Annotated in this window: 18 protein-coding genes; 10 read left to right on the top strand and 8 right to left on the bottom strand. The window is 62.6% G+C overall.

Features of this window, described 5'->3' with window-relative positions:
• The first annotated feature begins 22 nt into the window (after positions 1-22).
• From AC1DYJ_RS22465 to AC1DYJ_RS22430, 8 genes are all read left to right on the top strand, one after another.
• Positions 23-988 carry an ABC transporter permease gene (locus tag AC1DYJ_RS22465; RefSeq protein ID WP_477282548.1) on the top strand — a complete coding sequence of 322 codons (966 nt, stop codon included), beginning with the start codon at positions 23-25 and terminating at the stop codon, positions 986-988.
• On the top strand, positions 985-1,827 hold the full coding sequence (locus AC1DYJ_RS22460) for an ABC transporter permease (protein ID WP_477282550.1): 843 nt from the start codon (positions 985-987) through the stop codon (positions 1,825-1,827). The genes AC1DYJ_RS22465 and AC1DYJ_RS22460 overlap by 4 nt, the downstream gene beginning before the upstream one ends.
• A complete protein-coding gene (locus AC1DYJ_RS22455; RefSeq protein WP_477282552.1) occupies positions 1,827-2,816 on the top strand; it encodes an ABC transporter ATP-binding protein in 990 nt (329 codons plus the stop codon). Before AC1DYJ_RS22460 ends, AC1DYJ_RS22455 begins: the two co-directional genes overlap by 1 nt.
• Positions 2,813-3,574, top strand: coding sequence for an ABC transporter ATP-binding protein (locus tag AC1DYJ_RS22450; protein ID WP_477282554.1), 762 nt, complete (start codon positions 2,813-2,815; stop codon positions 3,572-3,574). Before AC1DYJ_RS22455 ends, AC1DYJ_RS22450 begins: the two co-directional genes overlap by 4 nt.
• A gap of 270 nt (positions 3,575-3,844) precedes the next feature.
• The gene (locus AC1DYJ_RS22445) at positions 3,845-4,306 is read left to right on the top strand and encodes a GNAT family N-acetyltransferase (protein WP_477282556.1); all 462 of its coding nucleotides are present in this window, start codon (positions 3,845-3,847) and stop codon (positions 4,304-4,306) included.
• A gap of 24 nt (positions 4,307-4,330) precedes the next feature.
• Positions 4,331-4,702 (top strand): ACT domain-containing protein, encoded by a 372-nt coding sequence (locus tag AC1DYJ_RS22440; RefSeq protein ID WP_477282558.1) that lies wholly within the window; start codon positions 4,331-4,333, stop codon positions 4,700-4,702.
• A 21-nt stretch (positions 4,703-4,723) separates the two neighbouring features.
• Positions 4,724-5,059, top strand: coding sequence for a hypothetical protein (locus AC1DYJ_RS22435; RefSeq protein WP_477282560.1), 336 nt, complete (start codon positions 4,724-4,726; stop codon positions 5,057-5,059).
• A 145-nt stretch (positions 5,060-5,204) separates the two neighbouring features.
• Positions 5,205-6,638 carry an aldehyde dehydrogenase family protein gene (locus tag AC1DYJ_RS22430; protein WP_477282562.1) on the top strand — a complete coding sequence of 478 codons (1,434 nt, stop codon included), beginning with the start codon at positions 5,205-5,207 and terminating at the stop codon, positions 6,636-6,638.
• A gap of 76 nt (positions 6,639-6,714) precedes the next feature.
• On the opposite strand, the gene AC1DYJ_RS22425 is transcribed toward AC1DYJ_RS22430, so the two are convergent.
• From AC1DYJ_RS22425 to AC1DYJ_RS22395, 7 genes are all read right to left on the bottom strand, one after another.
• A complete protein-coding gene (locus AC1DYJ_RS22425; RefSeq protein ID WP_477282564.1) occupies positions 6,715-6,987 on the bottom strand; it encodes a hypothetical protein in 273 nt (90 codons plus the stop codon).
• 214 nt (positions 6,988-7,201) lie between these two features.
• Positions 7,202-8,512, bottom strand: coding sequence for an HlyD family type I secretion periplasmic adaptor subunit (locus AC1DYJ_RS22420; RefSeq protein WP_477426254.1), 1,311 nt, complete (start codon positions 8,510-8,512; stop codon positions 7,202-7,204).
• Positions 8,509-10,245 (bottom strand): type I secretion system permease/ATPase, encoded by a 1,737-nt coding sequence (locus tag AC1DYJ_RS22415; RefSeq protein WP_477282567.1) that lies wholly within the window; start codon positions 10,243-10,245, stop codon positions 8,509-8,511. The genes AC1DYJ_RS22420 and AC1DYJ_RS22415 overlap by 4 nt, the downstream gene beginning before the upstream one ends.
• Positions 10,246-10,279: 34 nt before the next feature.
• Positions 10,280-10,672: a hypothetical protein gene (locus AC1DYJ_RS22410; RefSeq protein ID WP_477282569.1), complete on the bottom strand. Its 393-nt coding sequence runs from the start codon at positions 10,670-10,672 to the stop codon at positions 10,280-10,282.
• A gap of 83 nt (positions 10,673-10,755) precedes the next feature.
• Positions 10,756-14,097, bottom strand: coding sequence for a M10 family metallopeptidase C-terminal domain-containing protein (locus AC1DYJ_RS22405; RefSeq protein ID WP_477282571.1), 3,342 nt, complete (start codon positions 14,095-14,097; stop codon positions 10,756-10,758).
• A 341-nt stretch (positions 14,098-14,438) separates the two neighbouring features.
• A complete protein-coding gene (locus tag AC1DYJ_RS22400) occupies positions 14,439-15,083 on the bottom strand; it encodes a hypothetical protein (RefSeq protein ID WP_477282572.1) in 645 nt (214 codons plus the stop codon).
• 142 nt (positions 15,084-15,225) lie between these two features.
• A complete protein-coding gene (locus AC1DYJ_RS22395; RefSeq protein WP_477282574.1) occupies positions 15,226-15,513 on the bottom strand; it encodes a hypothetical protein in 288 nt (95 codons plus the stop codon).
• 333 nt (positions 15,514-15,846) lie between these two features.
• On the opposite strand from AC1DYJ_RS22395, the gene AC1DYJ_RS22390 reads away from it, so the two are divergent.
• Positions 15,847-16,008, top strand: coding sequence for a hypothetical protein (locus tag AC1DYJ_RS22390; RefSeq protein ID WP_477282576.1), 162 nt, complete (start codon positions 15,847-15,849; stop codon positions 16,006-16,008).
• 28 nt (positions 16,009-16,036) lie between these two features.
• Here the strand turns inward: AC1DYJ_RS22390 and AC1DYJ_RS22385 are convergent, their stop codons facing one another.
• The gene (locus AC1DYJ_RS22385) at positions 16,037-16,666 is read right to left on the bottom strand and encodes a hypothetical protein (RefSeq protein ID WP_477282578.1); all 630 of its coding nucleotides are present in this window, start codon (positions 16,664-16,666) and stop codon (positions 16,037-16,039) included.
• Positions 16,667-16,835: 169 nt separating this feature from the next.
• On the opposite strand from AC1DYJ_RS22385, the gene AC1DYJ_RS22380 reads away from it, so the two are divergent.
• A complete protein-coding gene (locus AC1DYJ_RS22380; RefSeq protein ID WP_477282580.1) occupies positions 16,836-17,984 on the top strand; it encodes a hypothetical protein in 1,149 nt (382 codons plus the stop codon).
• Positions 17,985-17,992 lie beyond the last annotated feature (8 nt).

Below are 17,992 nucleotides of genomic sequence, written 5' to 3'. Positions count from 1 at the left end.
CGGGCCTGGGGAGGGGAACCGGATGACCAGATCGCAGCGAACCGCCGCTTTCATCGCGGCGCGTCTCGCCTCCGTGGTGCTGACCATCGTCGGCGCCACGCTGCTCCTGTTCCTGATGGTGCGGCTGGTGCCGGGGGACTTCGCTTCGGTGATGCTCGGCCCCCGGGCAACGCCGGAACTGCGTACCCAGATCATCCACGACATGGGCCTCGACCGCAGCATGATCGAGCAGCTCTGGCTGTTCATCAGCCATGCCGCGACCGGCAATTTCGGCGAGGATGTCGTCTCGCACCGGCCGATCCTCGACATCGTGCTCGAAGTCATTCCCAACACGCTGGCGCTCGCCTTCAGCGCGCTGGCGCTGGCGCTGCTGGTCGGCATACCGATCGGCGTCATTGCGGCGCTGAGACCGGGCTCATGGCTGGACAGCGGCCTGGCGCTGCTGTCCATCTCCTTCATCACCACGCCGACGCTGGTCGTGTCGGTGATCCTGTTCCTGATCTTTGCCATCGGCCTGCACTGGTTGCCGGTGGCCGGCGCGGGTGACCCCAATGATATCGTCGACCGGCTGCAGCATCTGATCCTGCCTTCGGTGGCATTGGCGCTGGGCTGGATCGGCTACATCTCGCGGCTGGTGCGCGCTTCCCTGCTCGACACGCTGGCGGAATTGCATGTGCGCACGCTGCGCGCCTATGGCGTGTCGGAATACCGCATCGTCGGGCTCTATGCGCTGAAGCTTGCTCTCGTGCCAGTCGTGTCGATCCTCGGCATCGGGCTTGGCGACCTCATCGGCAGTTCCGTCGTCGTCGAAATCATCTTTGCGCGGACCGGCATAGGCAGCCTGATCTTCAACTCGATCGCGCAGCGCAACTATCCCGTCGTGCAGGCCTGCGTCGTCTTCATCGTCGCTTTCTATATCGTCGCCAATCTGGTGGTCGACATGGTCAACGCGCTGCTCGACCCTCGTATCGCGGCAGGCCGCGGATGAGCGAGGCGATGTGGGCGTTCAAACGCATCTGCTCGGAACGCGATGGCCGCCTCGGCCTGGCGTTCACCATCGTGATCCTGCTCTTTGCGCTTGTGGGCCCGTTGATCAGTCCTGATCCCAATGTCATCGACATCAAGGCGCGTTTCGCCGGGCCGGGCCTCGCGCATTTGTTCGGCACCGACAATCTCGGCCGCGATCTGTTTGCACGCACCTCGGTTGGCACACGCTACGCGCTGACGTTGGCGGTGATGATCGTCGTCATCTCGTCGATCGTCGGCTCTCTGATCGGCATTGTCGCCGGCATCGCCGGTACCTGGGTCGACCGCGCCGTGACGGCTGTCTTCGACATCGTCAATGCTTTCCCGCCGCTGATCCTCGCCTTCGCGCTGATCGCGCTCTACGGCAAGGGCTCGGCCACCTTCGTGCTTCTGGTCACCGTAGTCTTCATCCCGCAATTCGGTCGCATGGCGCGCGCTCGGGCGCAGACGCTGCGCAATCTCTCCTTCATCGAGGCCGAGCGGATGCTGGCTGTCCATCCCGTCACCATCGTGGTCAGGCACTATCTGCCCAACGTCGCCGGGCCAATCATCGTGCTCGCCAGCATGAACCTGCCGGTGGTGATCGCCTTCGAGGCCTCGTTGTCCTTCCTCGGCTTCGGCGTGCAGCCGCCGAAATCCTCGCTCGGCACGCTGATCAAGGACGGTTTTATCTCGATCAACCAGTCCTGGTGGCCGACGGTCGCCGCAGCCCTTGTGCTGGCCATCGCCACGCTCGGCGCCACGCTGCTCGGCGAAGCGCTGCGGCGTGTCATCGACCCCAAATCGACGGGAGCGCGCTGATGGCGATTTCACTGCGCGATCTCTGCGTCGATTACAGCCTGCCATACGGCACCGCGCACGCTTTGCGTGGCGTTTCACTGGACATTAAAAAGGGCGAGATGCTCGGTCTGGTCGGTGAATCCGGCAGCGGTAAATCCACCGTCGCCTTTGCGCTCATGGGCCTGCTCGCCAACAACGCCAAGGTGACATCCGGCGCCGCGACGATCGAAGGCAAAAGCTTCGATCTGACGAAGCGCAATGCGACGGCTGAGCTGCGCGGCCGCGGCATGGCGATGATCTTTCAGGACCCGATGTTGTCGCTCAATCCGGTGTTCACCATCGGCACGCAGCTTTGCGAAGTGCTGCGCCGGCGCGTGCCCGAGAGCGACCGCAAGACGCGGGTCGCGATGGCTGAGGATGCACTCGCCAAGGTCCAGCTCAGCAACCCCGCGCGGCGGATGAACCAGTATCCGCACGAACTCTCCGGCGGCATGCGCCAGCGCGTGGTGATCGCCATGGCGCTGCTGTCGGAACCGGCGCTGCTGATCGCCGACGAGCCGACCACGGCGCTCGATGTCACCGTCGAGGCGCAGATCATGCGCGAGATCGTCGGTCTGCGTGATCGCATCGGTTGTGCCGTGCTGTTGATCACCCACAGCCTCGGCCTCGTCACCGAATATTGCGACGCAATTTCGGTGCTCTATGCCGGCGAGAAACTGGAAAGCGGCACGGTGAAGGCGGTGCAGCGCCAGCCCGGCCATCCCTACACGCGCATGCTGTTCGACTGCGAGGTGGCGATCGACCGTGAGCGCCAGGCGGATGCCTCGCAAAACCGGTTTACGGTTATATCGGGCGAACTGCCGGACCCGCGCAAGCGCCCGCCCGGCTGTATCTTCAACGGCCGCTGCGATGTCTCGTTCGAAGACTGCGCTGTCGTCAACCCAGGCGACTACGCCGTCCGCGACGATGCCGGACACAGCGCCCGCTGCCTCAGGCTTGCGACGCCATGACCGAGGCCATCTCGATCAGCAATGCGCAGCTGCGCTTTGGCGAGACTGCCGCGCTCGACGGTGTCTCGCTTGCCATCCCGCAAGGCAAATGCTTCGGCATTGTCGGCGAATCCGGCTCCGGCAAGACGACGCTGATGCGCGCCGTGCTCGGCCTGCAGAAACTAGACCAGGGCGATATCAGCATTCTCGGCAAGCCGCTGGTGCACAGCCGCGCGGCGCTAAAGGAACGCGCCAGTTTCATCCAGCCGATCTTCCAGGATCCTGCGGCGTCGCTGTCGCCGCGCAGCCGCATCCGCACGCTGATGAACGAGGTCGGCACAGTGTTGCGCGAGCCGCACGCGGCAACGCATGAGCGGCTCGCCGTCATCCTCAACCGGCTCGGCCTGCCGCAAGGTGTCATCGACAAATACCCGCACGAGATCAGCGGTGGCCAGGCGCGGCGCGTAGCGATTGCCCGGGCGCTGCTGATGCAGCCGTCGATCCTGATTGCCGACGAGCCGACCGCCGGGCTCGACGTCTCGGTACAGGGCGACCTGCTCAACCTCTTGCAGGACATCAGGCGCTCGCAAAACATCACGCTGGTCGTCATCAGCCATAACCTGGCGGTGGTGCGGCTGATTGCCGAAAACGCCGTCGTCATGCGCGCCGGCAAGGTGGTCGAGGTTGGCGACGCCGGAACCTTGTTCCAGTCGCCGCGCGAGGCCTACACCAGGGAATTGCTGGCGGCATGGCCGAGCGTCACGCACTCCAGCCTGTGAGCGTTGAAGCTGTGCTTCGGTGGCCGCGCGCGTTGGCCAACCGCGCCTGATCGTATGGGCCTGATAGCGCATCGTCTTGACGCCCAGCGCTTCCTGCCTCAGCCTAGCGTCATGTCAGTTCTCTCGCTCGCCATCGCCCAGCGACGTCGCCTCTGCACAGTGGGGAGCGGCAAGGCGCGACGACAAACACCGGCTCAATAAGTCCGGTTCGTTCGTTTCCAGCCCCGCCGCGACATCCGCCGGCGGGGTTTTCATGTCTGGAGCCTTGCTATGACCAATTCTTCCATCGAATTTCGACCGGCCGGGCCTGCGGACGCCGCCGCAATCAGGGACATCGTGCGCGCTGCCTATGCCAAATGGGTGCCGGTGATCGGCCGCGAGCCGATGCCGATGCGCGCCGACTACGACAAGGCGGTTGCCGAACATCCCTTCGATCTCGCTGTCGAGGGCGACCGCATCGTTGGCATGCTCGAGACCATGCTGGAGGACGATCACCTCTGGATCGAGAATGTCTGCGTCGCACCGCAGGCGCAGGGCAGGGGGATCGGCCGGCTGTTGCTGGAGCTGGCCGAAGAGAAGGCGCGCGAGGCCGGCCGCCGCGAATTGCGCCTGCTGACAAACGGCGCCTTCGAGGCCAATGTATCGCTCTACAAACGGCACGGTTACGCGATCGATCGCGAAGAGCCGTTCATGAACGGCACGACGGTCTATATGAGCAAGAAGCTGGCGTGATCGCCGAAAAACAGGGAGGAGCGGATGGCAGTCAGAGTGCGGTTGAAGCCGCTCTCGGGGCGGTACGCGGTTTCGCGCCTCGAGGCAAAGGCGAGCATTCCCGGCTGGGCCGACGGTCCGGGCTTCGTCAGCATCACCAGGACCGAGGACGAGCTTTCGGTCGTCTGCCTGCAGGATCGGGTGCCGGACCGGGTGAAGCACGAAAGGGACTGGGTCGCCTTGAAACTCCAGGGTCCCTTTGCCTTCGATGAAACAGGCATCGTGCTGTCGGTGATAAAGCCATTGTCGGAAAACGAACTCGGCATTTTCCTGGTATCCACCTTCGATGGCGACCATCTGCTGGTCCAAGCGAAGGAGAGGGGGCTTCTGGGTGAAGCTGGACATACGATTATGTGAGCGAATAGGGAGCATGGCGTGATGCAGGAGGCTGTCCGGGATCTCTGCAGGATTGCGCCGAAGCTGACGGAAAGTCTCAATCTCGAGCAAATTGCTGCAGCGCAAAACTGCATCGAATCCCTCGTCTCACCATTGTCCACCGACGACATCAGCGCGCTGTTGTCGTTGCTGCCGCCCGATGGCGACACGGCCTACGGGCTCAATTGGTCCATTTTGCATGCGATCGAAGCAGCTCCGCAGTGGCCGGAGTGGGACATGCTTCGGGATGAGGGAAATGATTGGGTTCGCAGCTTTCGTCAAAGGCTCATCAATGCCGGCTTCGAGGCCCCGCAAGACCTCGGCTCGAAACCCCATTGATCGCATCGCCGCAGGACAATAGCTGCCTGGCTCAATCGCCAGCCCTTGCGTTTGACATCGCTCTTGCCGCATCGTTATCTCTGACGCGATACGACGATCCGGCGATCGCTCCCCAAATCCAGACATCCCGCCCGAGGAGAAATCCATGTCTCACAATCTGCAGTTCTATATCGATGGCGCCTGGGTCGATCCGGTCGTGCCCAACAGTTTCGACGTCATCGACCCGTCCAACGAGGATGCCTTCGCGCAGATTTCGCTCGGCTCCAAGGCCGATGTCGACAAGGCGGTGGCCGCGGCAAAACGTGCCTTCGACACATTCGGCTTCACCTCGATCGAGGAACGCCTCGACATCCTCAACCGCATCATCGAGGTCTACAAGAAGCGCAGCGCCGATCTGGCGCTGGCGGTGTCGCGCGAGATGGGCGCGCCGCGCCAGATGGCGCTCGACAGCCAGGTCGGCGTCGGGCTGGCGCATCTGCAGAAGATGGCGCAGGTGCTGAAGTCGTTCGAGTTCCGACATGTCAAAGGCTCGTCGCTGATCGTCAAGGAACCGATCGGCGTCGTCGGCCTGATCACGCCGTGGAACTGGCCGCTGAACCAGATCACCTGCAAGGTCGGTCCCGCTCTTGCCGCCGGCTGCACCATGGTGCTGAAGCCCAGTGAAATCGCCCCGCTCGACGCCATCATCTTCGCCGAGATCATCGACGAGGCCGGCGTGCCGAAGGGCGTCTTCAACCTCGTCAATGGCGACGGCCCCGGCGTCGGCCAGGCGCTGTCCAGCCACCCCGACATCGACATGATGTCGTTCACCGGTTCGACCCGCGCCGGTATCCTGGTCGCCAAGGCGGCGGCCGACACGGTCAAGCGCGTGCATCAGGAACTCGGCGGCAAGTCGGCCAACATCCTTTTTCCCGATGTCGACCTGGAAAAGGCCGTCAGCAAGGGCGTTGCCGGCTGCTTCAGCAACTCAGGCCAGTCCTGCAATGCGCCGACCCGCATGTTCGTGCCGCGCGACCGCCACGACGAGGCGACGGGCTATGCCAAGACCGCAGCCGAAAAGTTCACCGTCGGTCCGGCTGATGCGGCCGGCACCAAGCTCGGCCCGGTGGTCAGCCAGCTCCAGTTCGACAAGATCCAGGACCTGATCCAGGCCGGTATTGACGAGGGGGCGACGCTGGTTGCCGGTGGACCGGGGCGTCCGGCCGAGCTCAACCGCGGCTACTATGTCCGCCCCACCGTGTTCGCCGACGTCACCCCCGACATGCGCATCGCGCGCGAGGAAATTTTTGGGCCGGTGCTGGCGATCATGCCCTATGACACCGTCGAAGAGGCGATCGGCACTGCCAACGACACTGTCTTTGGCCTGGCGTCCTACATCCAGGCCAAGGACATCCAGAAGGCCCGCGAAGTCGCCGCCCGCATGCGCACCGGCAATGTCTACATCAACTATCCGCAGTGGGACGCCGGCCTGCCTTTCGGCGGCTACAAGCAATCCGGAAACGGCCGCGAATACGCCGAATACGGGTTGGAGGATTTCCTCGAGATCAAGGGCATCGCCGGCTACGAGGCGGCAGAGTAGGGCAGGGACACAAGGCCCTCGCTAGCTCCAATGCAATCGAAGGGGCGCGGTCTCGGCCGCGCCCTCGCTAGTCTCGTCAACCGGGTCGCTGCCCGGAGGTGGACCGCCGCTTGTCATAGCCGCGGTTTGTCTCGATGATTCCAACCATGGCGCGGGTGAATTCGACCATGCTGTTTGCCGTCATGGCTGCATTGTCGGGACTCTGGCCGATATGTTCGGCGGCTCCGCAACATGACCGACGGATGTTGTCGTAGTGCGGGTCTCTTTCATCATCCGGCAACGTCGCCAGATTGAGGGCGCGGCCGTAGATCATGCGCAATAGCTGCGCCAGTGCGGTTTCGACACTCATGCGTTTACTCCGCATCGGTCGAGCGTCGCGGCACACAAATAGTGCCGGATCGTCGATCGGGGATTGGTCCCGATACGCAAGGGTCGATCATACTTATTAATATATCATTGAATGCTAATATGCATGGCCGTACCGATTGAGCGCGGAGACGTTGCGAGCAGATCGGCACCGCTAACGACACCGGTCCCGATGCTTCAGCTCTCAAAGTCCGGCTTCATTCTTCCCGGAAAGCTTTCTGGATCTGGTCCGACAGCGGCTTCACCAGATAGGACAGCATTGTCCGGTCGCCCGTCGGGAAGAACACTTCGGCCGGCATGCCCGGCGCCAGCGCCAGCCCGTGCAGCTTGGCGACTTCTGTCTTCGGCAGCGTCACCCGCGCAACATAGAAGGCTGCTCCGGTGCGCTCTTCGGTGGTGAGATCCGCCGAGATCCGCGACAGCGTCCCGGTCAGTTCCGGCGTGGTCTGCCGATTGAAGGCCGACAGGCGCAAGATCGCATTCTGGCCCATCGTCACCTGGTCGATATCCTGCGGCGCAATATGCGCTTCAACGGTCAGGTCGTCCGTTACCGGTACGATCTGCATCACCTGTTCGCCGGGCGTGATGACCCCGCCGATCGTATGCACGGCCAACTGCAGCACCACGCCATCCTGCGGGCTGCGCAGATCGATGCGCTTCAACTGGTCCTCGGCCGCTACCTTGCGTTCGACGAACTCGGAGATCTTTCCTTGCGTTTCGCGCAAATCGGTCGCGACCTCGCTGCGAAGATCCTGGTCGATCTGGATGATCTGCAGTTCTATCTCGGACGCCTTGCCTTTCACCTGGGCTATTTCCGCGGTCAACTGCCCGTGCTCGCCTTCGATCCGCACCGCGTCCCGTTCCAGCGACGTCATGCGCTCGATCCCTATCAGCTTGCGATGCCAGAGCGACCGCACCCCTTCCAGCTCGATCTGGATCAGCTCGATCTCGCGGCGTTTGGCCTGCAGCTGCTCGGTCAGGCCTGCAGTCTCCTGCGTCAACTGGGCGATCCGTTCGCGCAATTGCGATCGCTGGCCGGATCGCGCCTGGCGCCGGAAATCGAACAGCGATTGTTCTCCGGCCATCGATGCGGCGACACCAGCCTCGTCGCGCCGCGATGTCAAAACCTCCGGAAAGCTGAGCGTGTCCTTGCCGTCACGCTCCGCCTCCAGGCGCGCCAGCCGTGCATAAAATTCATCCAGACCTTTTGAGACGATCGCCAAATTGGCGCGGGTTGTCGTCTCATCCAGGCGCACCAGAATATCGCCCGCCTTGACCCGGTCGCCTTCACGCACCCTGATCTCGCCGACCACGCCGCCGGTCGGATGCTGAACCTTCTTTACGTTGGAATCGACCACGAGCCGGCCGGCTGCGATCACGGCGCCCGACATTTTGGTCACTGCCGCCAGGCCGCCGACACCGCCGACAAGCAGCAGACAGGTAGCAACCCCGGCCACGAGATAGCGGTGGACCTGCTTGTGATGCAAAGCGCTCCTGTCCTCGTTCATGCCGGAACGCCTCTCTCCGTGGCGGCAACGACCTTGAGCGGCGCTGCCGTTCGGAAAACCTTGTTCAGCACCTCATCCTTCGGGCCGAAGGCCTGCACATGCCCATTGGCCATCACCAGCACCGTATCGACATTGGCCAGGACAGTGGATCGGTGTGCGACGACGATAACGATGCCGCCGCGGTCCCTGATGCCCTGGATGGCGGCCGACAAGGCCACTTCACCGTCTGCATCGAGATTGGAATTCGGCTCGTCCAGGATGACCAGGAACGGATCGCCGTAGAGAGAGCGCGCAAGGGCGATACGCTGTCGTTGCCCCGCCGACAGCGACGCGCCGGCTTCGCCAACCCTTGTGTCGTAACCGTCGGCCAGATGCACGACGAGATCATGCACGCCGGCGGCCTTGGCCGCCGCAAGCACCATATCGGATGGTGCATCCGGGTCGAAGCGGGCGATGTTCTGCGCAATCGTTCCGTCGAACAACTGCACATCCTGCGGCAGATAGCCGATATGTTTGCCAAGCTCGTCGGTCGGCCATTGGTCAAGCGTCGCGCCGTCCAGCCGCACGGCGCCCCGCGCCGGCAGCCAGACACCCGCAAGCGTACGCACCAGTGACGATTTGCCGGAAGCGCTCGGGCCGATGACCCCCAGGCCCGATCCCTTGGCCAGTGAAAAACTTGCATCCCACACCACCGGCGTCCGTTCGCCCGGCGGCGCGACGCTGATATTCTCAACCGCCAACGCGCTGACAGGCGCCGGCAAGGTTACGCCCGTTGCGCCTTCCGGCAGATCGGACAACAGCTGCTTCAGGCGCGCCCAGCTCTGCCGCGCCGCAATGAAACCCTTCCAATGCGCGATCGCCAGTTCGATCGGAGCCAGCGCCCTGCCCATCATGATCGAGCTTGCGATCATGATGCCGCCGGTCGCCTCTTGCTGGATGACCAGATAGGCGCCGATCGCCAGCATGGCCGATTGCAGCATCAACCGCAGGATCTTGGAAATCGTGCCAAGCGTTCCCGCCACATCGCTGGCTGCCGCATGGGCGTTCAGGTACTCGGCATTGACGGCATGCCATCGCTCGGCGATACGCCCGCCAAAACCCATGGCCTGCATGGCTTCGGCATTGCGCCTGGTCGCCTCGGCCAAGGTGCTGCGGACGGCTGCGTGCTGTCCGGCGATCCTTGTCGGGCCGCGGGTCCGGAATTCGGCGAGAAGCGTCAGCGCAAACAGCACGACGGCGCCGGCAAGCGCGGTAACGCCGATCCAGAAATGAAAGATGAAACAGATGCCGATATAGAGCGGCATCCATGGCAGATCGAACAGCGCGGTCGGTCCGGCACTGCCGATAAAGGCGCGAACCTGATCCAGGTCCCGCAACGGCTGCAGTCCGTCACCCGAAGCCTTGGCGCGCAGCGGCAGGCGCATCAGCGCCGAATAGACCGACGGGCTCAGCTTCGCGTCCAACCCCTGTCCCAGCCGCACCATGAGGCGCGAGCGGATCAGCTCCAGCACCCCCTGAAACACGAACAGCGTTGCCGCCAGCACCGCCAGGCCGACCAGTGTCGGCACGCTGCGACCAGGAACGACCCGGTCATAGACCTGCAACATGAAGAACGAGCCGGTCAGGGTGAGCACGTTGACGACCCCGCTCATCAGGACAATGCCCGAGAAAGCCCGTCGAAAGGATGACAGAATTCCGACCAGCGTAAGCGGCGGCGATGGCGTCAGCTGCATGCAGGCTCGCAATCAGGATGTGGCATCGCGCCTCTCAATACGTAACGGCTTTGAGTGTGACGTGGACGGGCAAGCCCGCCGCGAACTGGGCGCTGCCGCGCGCCACCAGCCAGCCATCCGCACGCTCCAGGCGCGCAACGACCTGCAGCGTCGGCGAGGCAGTCGCGCTTGCGGGCAGGGGCAAGGAAAATTCTATCGTCTTTGCGCCGCCCTCGCTTTTGAGGCTGGTCTTGGCGGCGCGACGGCGCGCACTGTCCTGAATGGCGGGGTCCTCGAGATAAATCTCGAGTTGACCTTCCGGGATAGCCTTGCCGCCGACGAACGTGACTGCGCCGCGAATATCTGTCGATTGCGCAGTGGCTGCCACGGTGGCCGCGGCGACAGCCGCAACTCCGGCGACCATCAACACTGTACGGCGGTCGGTCATCGTGTGCTCCCCCTTTTCGCTGCGGTGCCCTGCCAGATCTGAGATGGGAGGGGAGCCTGAAAGGCACCCCTCCCGGAAGCGCGTCAGATGACAATGAAGTCTGCAGCCGAAAGATCCAGATTTGTGTTCAGGTGCGCAAATTGAATGGCTGCTCCCTGTCCGGAACCATCGGCGTCGTAAGACAATATTCCATTGTCGGTGTCGTAGATGATGCGGTCGTCGGCATCATGAGCAACACCGCCTGCACTCTTGTAGAATGATCCCAGGGCGAGAGCGCCGTCGCCGCCAACGCTGGCAAAGATGAGGTTGTCCAGCAGGATCGTATCGTCGGCGACCTTGAAGTCCTTGATCCAGTCGATATTGCCGTTCCCGAGTTCTGTCGAGAAGCGGAAATAGTCCTGGCCCGCGCCTCCGGTCAGCGTGTCGGCAGCCAACCCGCCATCCAAAAGGTCGTTGCCGCCGCCGCCGTTGAGCGTATCGGCGCCAGCAACGCCCGGCTGAGCTGGTGCTGGCGGGAATTCGACCGATACGTTCAGCTTGTAGGTCGAGCCCACCGGCACCTCTTCCACCCAGCCATCGCCAGGAGCCGTGTCCGACCATCTGCCTTCCAGAATATAGTAGGTTCCGGTTTCCTGAACGATGAAGCTCGTGCTCGAATCCCGGCCGTTGGTGGAGCCGGGGTCGTCGCCGCCATCGTCGTTCTGGGCGACGATATTGCCATCGCTGTCCAGCACCCTGACGATGCTGTCATGGAAATTGGGGTCGGCAATTCCATCGATGTCGATGGTGATGATCGTGCCGGCAGCCAGGTTGACGCTGTAATATCCGCCGAGGCCGTTTCCGGTGGCGTTGACGGTGGTGTGAAGGGTGGTCGTCGAATCGAAGATATCGGGGTCGGCCGTCAGCGAGAAGTTGTTCGAGATGTCGAAGGCGGTCGCGACCGAATTGTTCGTCGCATCCGGTCCGAGCGTGGCGTAGCCGGTGCCCATGCCCGGGCGTGGCGGAGCATCGCCCTGATAGGCGAAATCGCCGAGCAAGGTGTCATCGCCGCCGCCACCGTCGATCTTGTCGGCGCCGCCCTGGCCGGTCAGCACATTGGCGGCATGGTCACCCGTGAGGCGGTCATTGAAGCCCGAACCGGCCAGATTTTCGATCGAGATATAGGTGTCGCCGCCGGATTTGCCGCCACCCAGTTTGAGGTTTTGCCCGCTGGTCGCATCGGCATAGTCCGCCGTGTCGCTGCCGGCGCCGCCGTTCAATGTGTCGGCGCCGCCGCCGCCGGTCAGTGTGTCGTTGCCGGCGCCGCCGGAAAGCTTGTTGGCCTGGGCGTTGCCGATGATATGGTCGTCGAAGAAGGAACCGACGGCGTTTTCGAAACCGACGAGGATGTCGTGCCGGATAACGGTGCCGCGCCCGACGATCTGCACCGGGCCATCGCCGTCGCCGCCATTGGCCGTGCCATTGGCAAGGTCGATCGTCACACCGGCGGAGCTGCCTTCGTAGACGACGGTATCGATACCGGCGCCGCCATCCAGATAGTCTTGGCCGGCGCCGCCGATGATCGTGTCGTTGCCGGCTTCGCCGTACAGGATGTCGCCGTCATTGCCGCCATCCAGTATGTCGTTGCCGCCGCCGCCGTTGAAATAGTCGCCACCGCCCCGGCCCCAGAAATGATTGGCCGCCGACGTGCCGATGAAACGGTCGATGCGGTCATCGGAGCCGATCAGGTTCTCGATGCTGTAGAAAGTGTCGCCCGTGGCGGTGCCGCCATTGGCAACGTTCGTCTCGAGGTTGACGAGCAGCTGGAAGGGGCTCTCCTTGCTGAAGTCGACCGTGTCGACGCCGGCGCCGCCCCTGAAAATATCGATGCCATCCTGGCCGCTCAGCGTATCGTCGCCGGCGCCGCCGTCGAGAATATCGTTGCCCTGGCCGCCGAGGATCGTATCGTTGCCGCCGCCGCCATAGAGCGTGTCATTGCCGTCGTCGCTCTCGGTCTGGTCTGGAAGATCGGCGACATCGATGGTGTTGTTGATGTCGCGGCTGGCGAGCGAGTCGCGGCCGCCGATGATGAGGTCATCGCCGCCCTGGCCGAAGATCGTGTCGTTGCCGGCGCCGCCGTCGAGCGTATTGTTCCCATTGTCGCCGAAGATGATGCTGGTCATCGTGTTGTCGCCGATGACGGGAGGCGTTTCACCGCCGGCATCTCCAGGCTGGAGTGTCGATTCGTCGGCGTAGATGATGTGTTCGACGTTCGCGATATTCCGGATATGCAGGTTCCGGTTCAGCAGAACGACCGTGTCATTGCCGCCATTGGCTTCTTCGCGCACGATGTCGTCGAGGGAGTCGACGAAATAGATGTCGTCGCCGCCATTGCCGGCCATGCGGTCGCCGCCGCCGCGGCCATCCAGCACGTTGTTTCCGTCATTGCCGATCAGGATGTCATTGTAGCGGCTGCCGATGCCGTTCTCGATGTAATAGTCGGTGCCGTCGGCGTTGTGCCCGGCAAAGACCGACACATTGTTGCTGTGGCCGTTGACGCTGGAGAACTGACCGGCGCGCAGGTCGAGGATCGTTCCGGCTGTCGAGCCGGAGAAGTCGATCGTGTCGGTTCCGCCGGTGTCATGGATGACAAAGCCGATATCGTGCTGCATGCCCGAGGCGCTGAGCCGGTAGCCATCCACCGTACTGCCGAAGCCGTAGACATTGTCGCCCGTGTTGAGGTCGATATGCTGATATGTGCGATCACCATTCGCGTCGACGGTCGAGAAAAAGCGGCGGATGACCGCCTCGATGTCGGCCATCATCGGCGTTGACGCCGACCAGCGGGTGGGTTCACCGACATCGATCCCGTCGAAATAGGACATGACGCTGTATTGCTGACGGTCGTAGGTCCAGGTCGCATTGTTCAGATAGTTGATCTGGACGCCGCCGGGACCGCTATAATTGTAGAGGCCGGGATGGTTCAGGCCGAACTCATGGCCGAATTCATGGATGAAGGAATCGAAGACGTAACCGCCAATGGCCGTCTTGTTGTGCTCGGTGTCATGGAAGCGCTGACCTATGCTGACATAGCGGTCGTTGGAATAGGCGCTGCCGTCGTCCTCTTCGCCCAGTTCGGGGCTGACAACCTGCATCCAGTCCGTTGCGCTGTTGTATGGTGCATCGTCGACGATTTCGAACTTCAAAGGGGTGACAAGAGCCCACATCTGCAAGGCGCCGATAGCGGCGGCCTTGTACTCGGGATGGTTGTTGAGCTCAGAGACATTGATCCTTAGCGTTCCCGCCGCGATCGCCGGCGTCAGCGAGCGGTCCAGCGCTCCAAGGTAGTCGAGGTAGGACTCGTAATCTTCGCTTTTGCCGTAAGGGTTATCCGGCGTCTGGTCGTTGACCCACCATTGATCGCTGGTTTGGCTCGGGTTCGGCATCCTTGGGACTCCTTGTCTCGCAACCGCGGCAATTGCGGCTGTACGGTTTAGCTATTGCCAACCACCGACAAGCATCGTTTGCGCTTGCCGATCGAGCCCCGTCCCAGCGCCAACAATGCAATTGGAATCTTCGCTTGTCTACCCGCTATTCGCGCTCGGTACATGAGAGATGCTTGGGCGCGCTGTCCGGCGGATTTTGAGTTACTCGTTTGGTGTTGATTAAGCTAACGCTAATCTATCGTCGCGCCTCGCCCGATCTCAGCCCAGCCTGCAAGGCAAAGGTGCTGGGGCACGAGATGCCGGATGACATCGGAAGCTGGCGGCGAATTCGCAGGCGTGCTTCAGGAACTCGTCCGGCGCGCGAAATGTTCATATGTCACGCGCCAGGGGGCGCTCGCGGCCGCTCTCTCCTCGCCGATCCAATGAAAGCTGTCGACGGTGATTTCGGTGAACCGCCAGCGCGCCTGCAGGCCGCGCGAGTCCTCGCCGATCTGGACGATGTCCTTGCCTTCGGCCCGCCCGATCTGGCGCGAATAGTCCTGGTTGAGCGGATCGCTCCAGATGATGTGCCAGCCACCGATCCCGGGATCGAAGACGCGCAAGGTCGTGCCATACATGGTGGACGGGGCAGGGCGCCTGGGCCTGATCCAGATGTCCTGAATGGCGCGGCCTTCGAGCACCCAGCCGAAATGGCATTCGCCATCCCACTTCTGACTTGTGCCGTCGTTGCGGTGGTGGACCGTCTCCATGTCCCAGCTGCCAATCAACCAGCCATACAGATCCATGTCTTTCGCCCGGTCGGCTGGAGGACCTTCGGATGCGAGAGCGGTGAGAAACGTCGTCATGATGGTCTCCAGGGCAAGCCGCGCCAAAACGTGGAGCATTTGGCGCCACAACGATTGCAGCGTTGCCGGTTCCGGTCTTGGGAAAAATTGCTGTAATGCCGCGGCTGCCTGCCTTCCGCGTTCGCGCCATTTCAGATCCATGCGCCAGTGCTAATGTAGCGTCGGCGGGTACCCCAATGCCCGCCTGGCCGGCGCCTACTCGGGCAATCTCTTGATGAGCGGCGCCGGCCGCCCGACTTGGGCGGCGAGCAAATTCCCGCGGCAGGGAAATCAGGCCAGGCGATTATTGCTGGGCGGTTTTGACAGGCATGCCGATGTCGGTCTGTATCCCCAGAACGTCTGCTGCCCAATCGCGCAATTCCGGAGACGCATCGCCGGATTTCATAATCGACACAGCCAAAGCGGCCATGTCCGCGGGCGGTTTTTTGCTGGCAGTCGCAAAGGCGAAATAGCCGGCCATGATGGCGCATCCCACCGAAATGACCGGTGGGACGATGTGGAGAGCCGCCAAAGCGACTGTGCGCCAGCGGCCGGATGCCGGAAGCTCATCCTCGTCCACAAGGTCAGTCATCTCACTCTGCCCATCAGTCGAGAGAACATAGGTTCGTAAGAGTTATCTACATTAGTTAAAATGCGGATAAAGCTTGTTGGCTATCAGGGGGCAAAGGGCCGTCCCGCGTCATTTGTCCAGTGCTATGCTAAGATCGCGTGAGGCTTTGGGAGTACTGCGCCGATGAAGTGGACCATAATTGTGAGCGCGGCATTCTTGTGCGGGTGCGGCCCCATGTGGAACGCCCATATGCGGCCACCGGAAGACTATCGGGACGCGTATTTTGTCGAGGGCCAAGGTGTAGAGGGCCAGGGACATGTGTATTTTGTGAGGGACTTCGGCAGGAATAACTGCATGGGCGAAGTCGCGGATACGAAAGCCGCGACGATAGAATTTCCGGTCAGGTGCACGAATAAATTGACAGGCACCGTTTCGCTGAAGCGCATTTCCGGGGGGCGGCGTCTGGAAGGAACGATGACGCTGAGCAACGGGGAAGTCCAGAACATATCGATTTAGCGGATCGTGCTTTCATCGAACGGGCGGCCTAGCTGTCCCCCGCGGGCGCTTCATCTTGCCAGCCGGCCAGCTCCGGCAGGTCGTCGAGCCAGCTCTTCTCTGTCAAAGTGGCTTCGCCGGCCATAGGAACGGCCTCGGTGGCGTTTTGAATGAGCCAGTCCATCCACTTGCGATAGGCAGCCGGGGCCAATTCGGGCGGCAGCACCTTGGCCTTGGCCAGCATGCGTTTGCGGAAACTGAGCTGCCGGCGCAGTTTGGTCGTCGTGAATTTGATCGCCTTGCCCTGGTATTCGACCGTCCAACGATCATCGCCATGGCTGGTGAGCCTGTCGATGGCAAAACCGGCATCGACCGGCCTGTCGCGCCAGGGAAGCTCGATGGCATTCCGCCTCAGATCGAGCGCCCATCGCCGGTAGTCGGCGCCGGCACGCTGCGGCGGCAGCACGCCGGCCTGTTCGAGGATATTCCTGCGGAAGGTCGGCTGCTTCTTGATCTGGCCGGTCGTCAGCTCGATGCGATGGCCACGCAATTCGACATGCCACCGGATCCTGCCATTGCCAAAGTACTTCACCAGCCGGTCGATGACGAACTCGTCATCGGCGAGCGTCACGCAGCCTTGGGCGAGGCGTTCGAGAATGTACTGGCTGTCGGTGGGCATTGCGTGGCCTTGGGCAGGAACCTTTGTCGAAGCTTAGCCAGTACCACAAACCAGCCGTCACCGATCCTTTTCGCTCCGCGGCTGGCGCCTGCCCATCTGTGATGCATCTCATTGACGCAGCGTTTCGCCCGGTGCTGTAATCAGGCACAAACAGCCTTGGTCGCGACCCATGGACGACACCAGCGCGAACAGCAAAGAGGTCGACGCCACCGCGACGCGGGTCTTCGGCATCGAAAAATATCTGTTCAAGAAAATCCCCTGGGCGCTGGGGTTTATGGCTCTTGGCATCCTGGTCCTTTATCTCGCGCGCAACGGCGACAGCAGCGACGATAACGCGGCGAGGGCGGTCGCATTGTTCGTGATCCTTGCCAGCCTCGTCTACATCGGCTTTGCCTTTCATCGTCGCAACAGCCCGCGAAAGCCGATGCTGGAACTGTCTCCCGCCGGCATCCTGTTGCGTATCGCGAAGAACAAGGAACTCCGCATTCCGTGGAGCGAAATCCACGGTCTCGAACTGATCGACATCAGGGGGGCGAAGGGGCATGTCTTTCGCGACGTGACGGCCGCACTTGTGTCGCGGGAATTTTTCGACGCCAACAACCCGGTCAAATCGTGGTGGGGGCGGGGTCCCGGATGGGACGTCCATTTCGTTCCCAAAGGCGAGATGGTGCAAGTCGCCTTCCACCACGACCTGCTGTCCGTATCCGCCGACGAGTTGTGGCGGGAAATGGAGACGCGCTGGCGCGTGTTCAGCCGCAACCCGTCCGCGCCGCTGCTGGCGACGCCGCGCGTGGTCACTGAGCGCGGCTGGATTTTCGGCTGGAAGCCGACACTGCCGCAGCAGCGCGCCGGTGCCGCCACGCTGGCCGTCGCAGCCGTGACCACGATCTATTTCTGGCAATATCTGCACGCCTGGATCACCTTTCCCGATTTCAGCGGGGATAGCGGCACTTATTATCTGAGCCAGGCATTCGACCAGACCGGCGTCTATGCACGCCTCCCCGGCAAGGGCGTGGTTGTCCTGCGCCGTAGCGATTTTTCCGGGATCGGCGTGACGCGCTGCCGCAGCGCTGTCGAGCGCGACGCGGCCCGCAGCGGGTTGACGCCGGCCTACACCGCGTTCGCCATCTGCTCGACGGACATGCCGCACGTGTCAGGCAAAGCGGTTCGAGCCATCTTCAAGCTCGCCGGGCGGACGTTCACGTCGAAAGACTGGCAGGACAAGCCGGTCGAATACAGGGCGATCTGGCCGGTGGAAATGAGCGTCGAGGAGGCCGACGCCAGGCTTTGCGAACTCGACGTCTGCGCGGACGCATAGCAGCCGCA

Source organism: Mesorhizobium sp. P2_B11 (genome assembly GCF_056404855.1).
The sequence above is the reverse complement of the archived record's forward strand: the minus strand, read 5'-3'. Positions and strand labels throughout refer to the sequence as shown.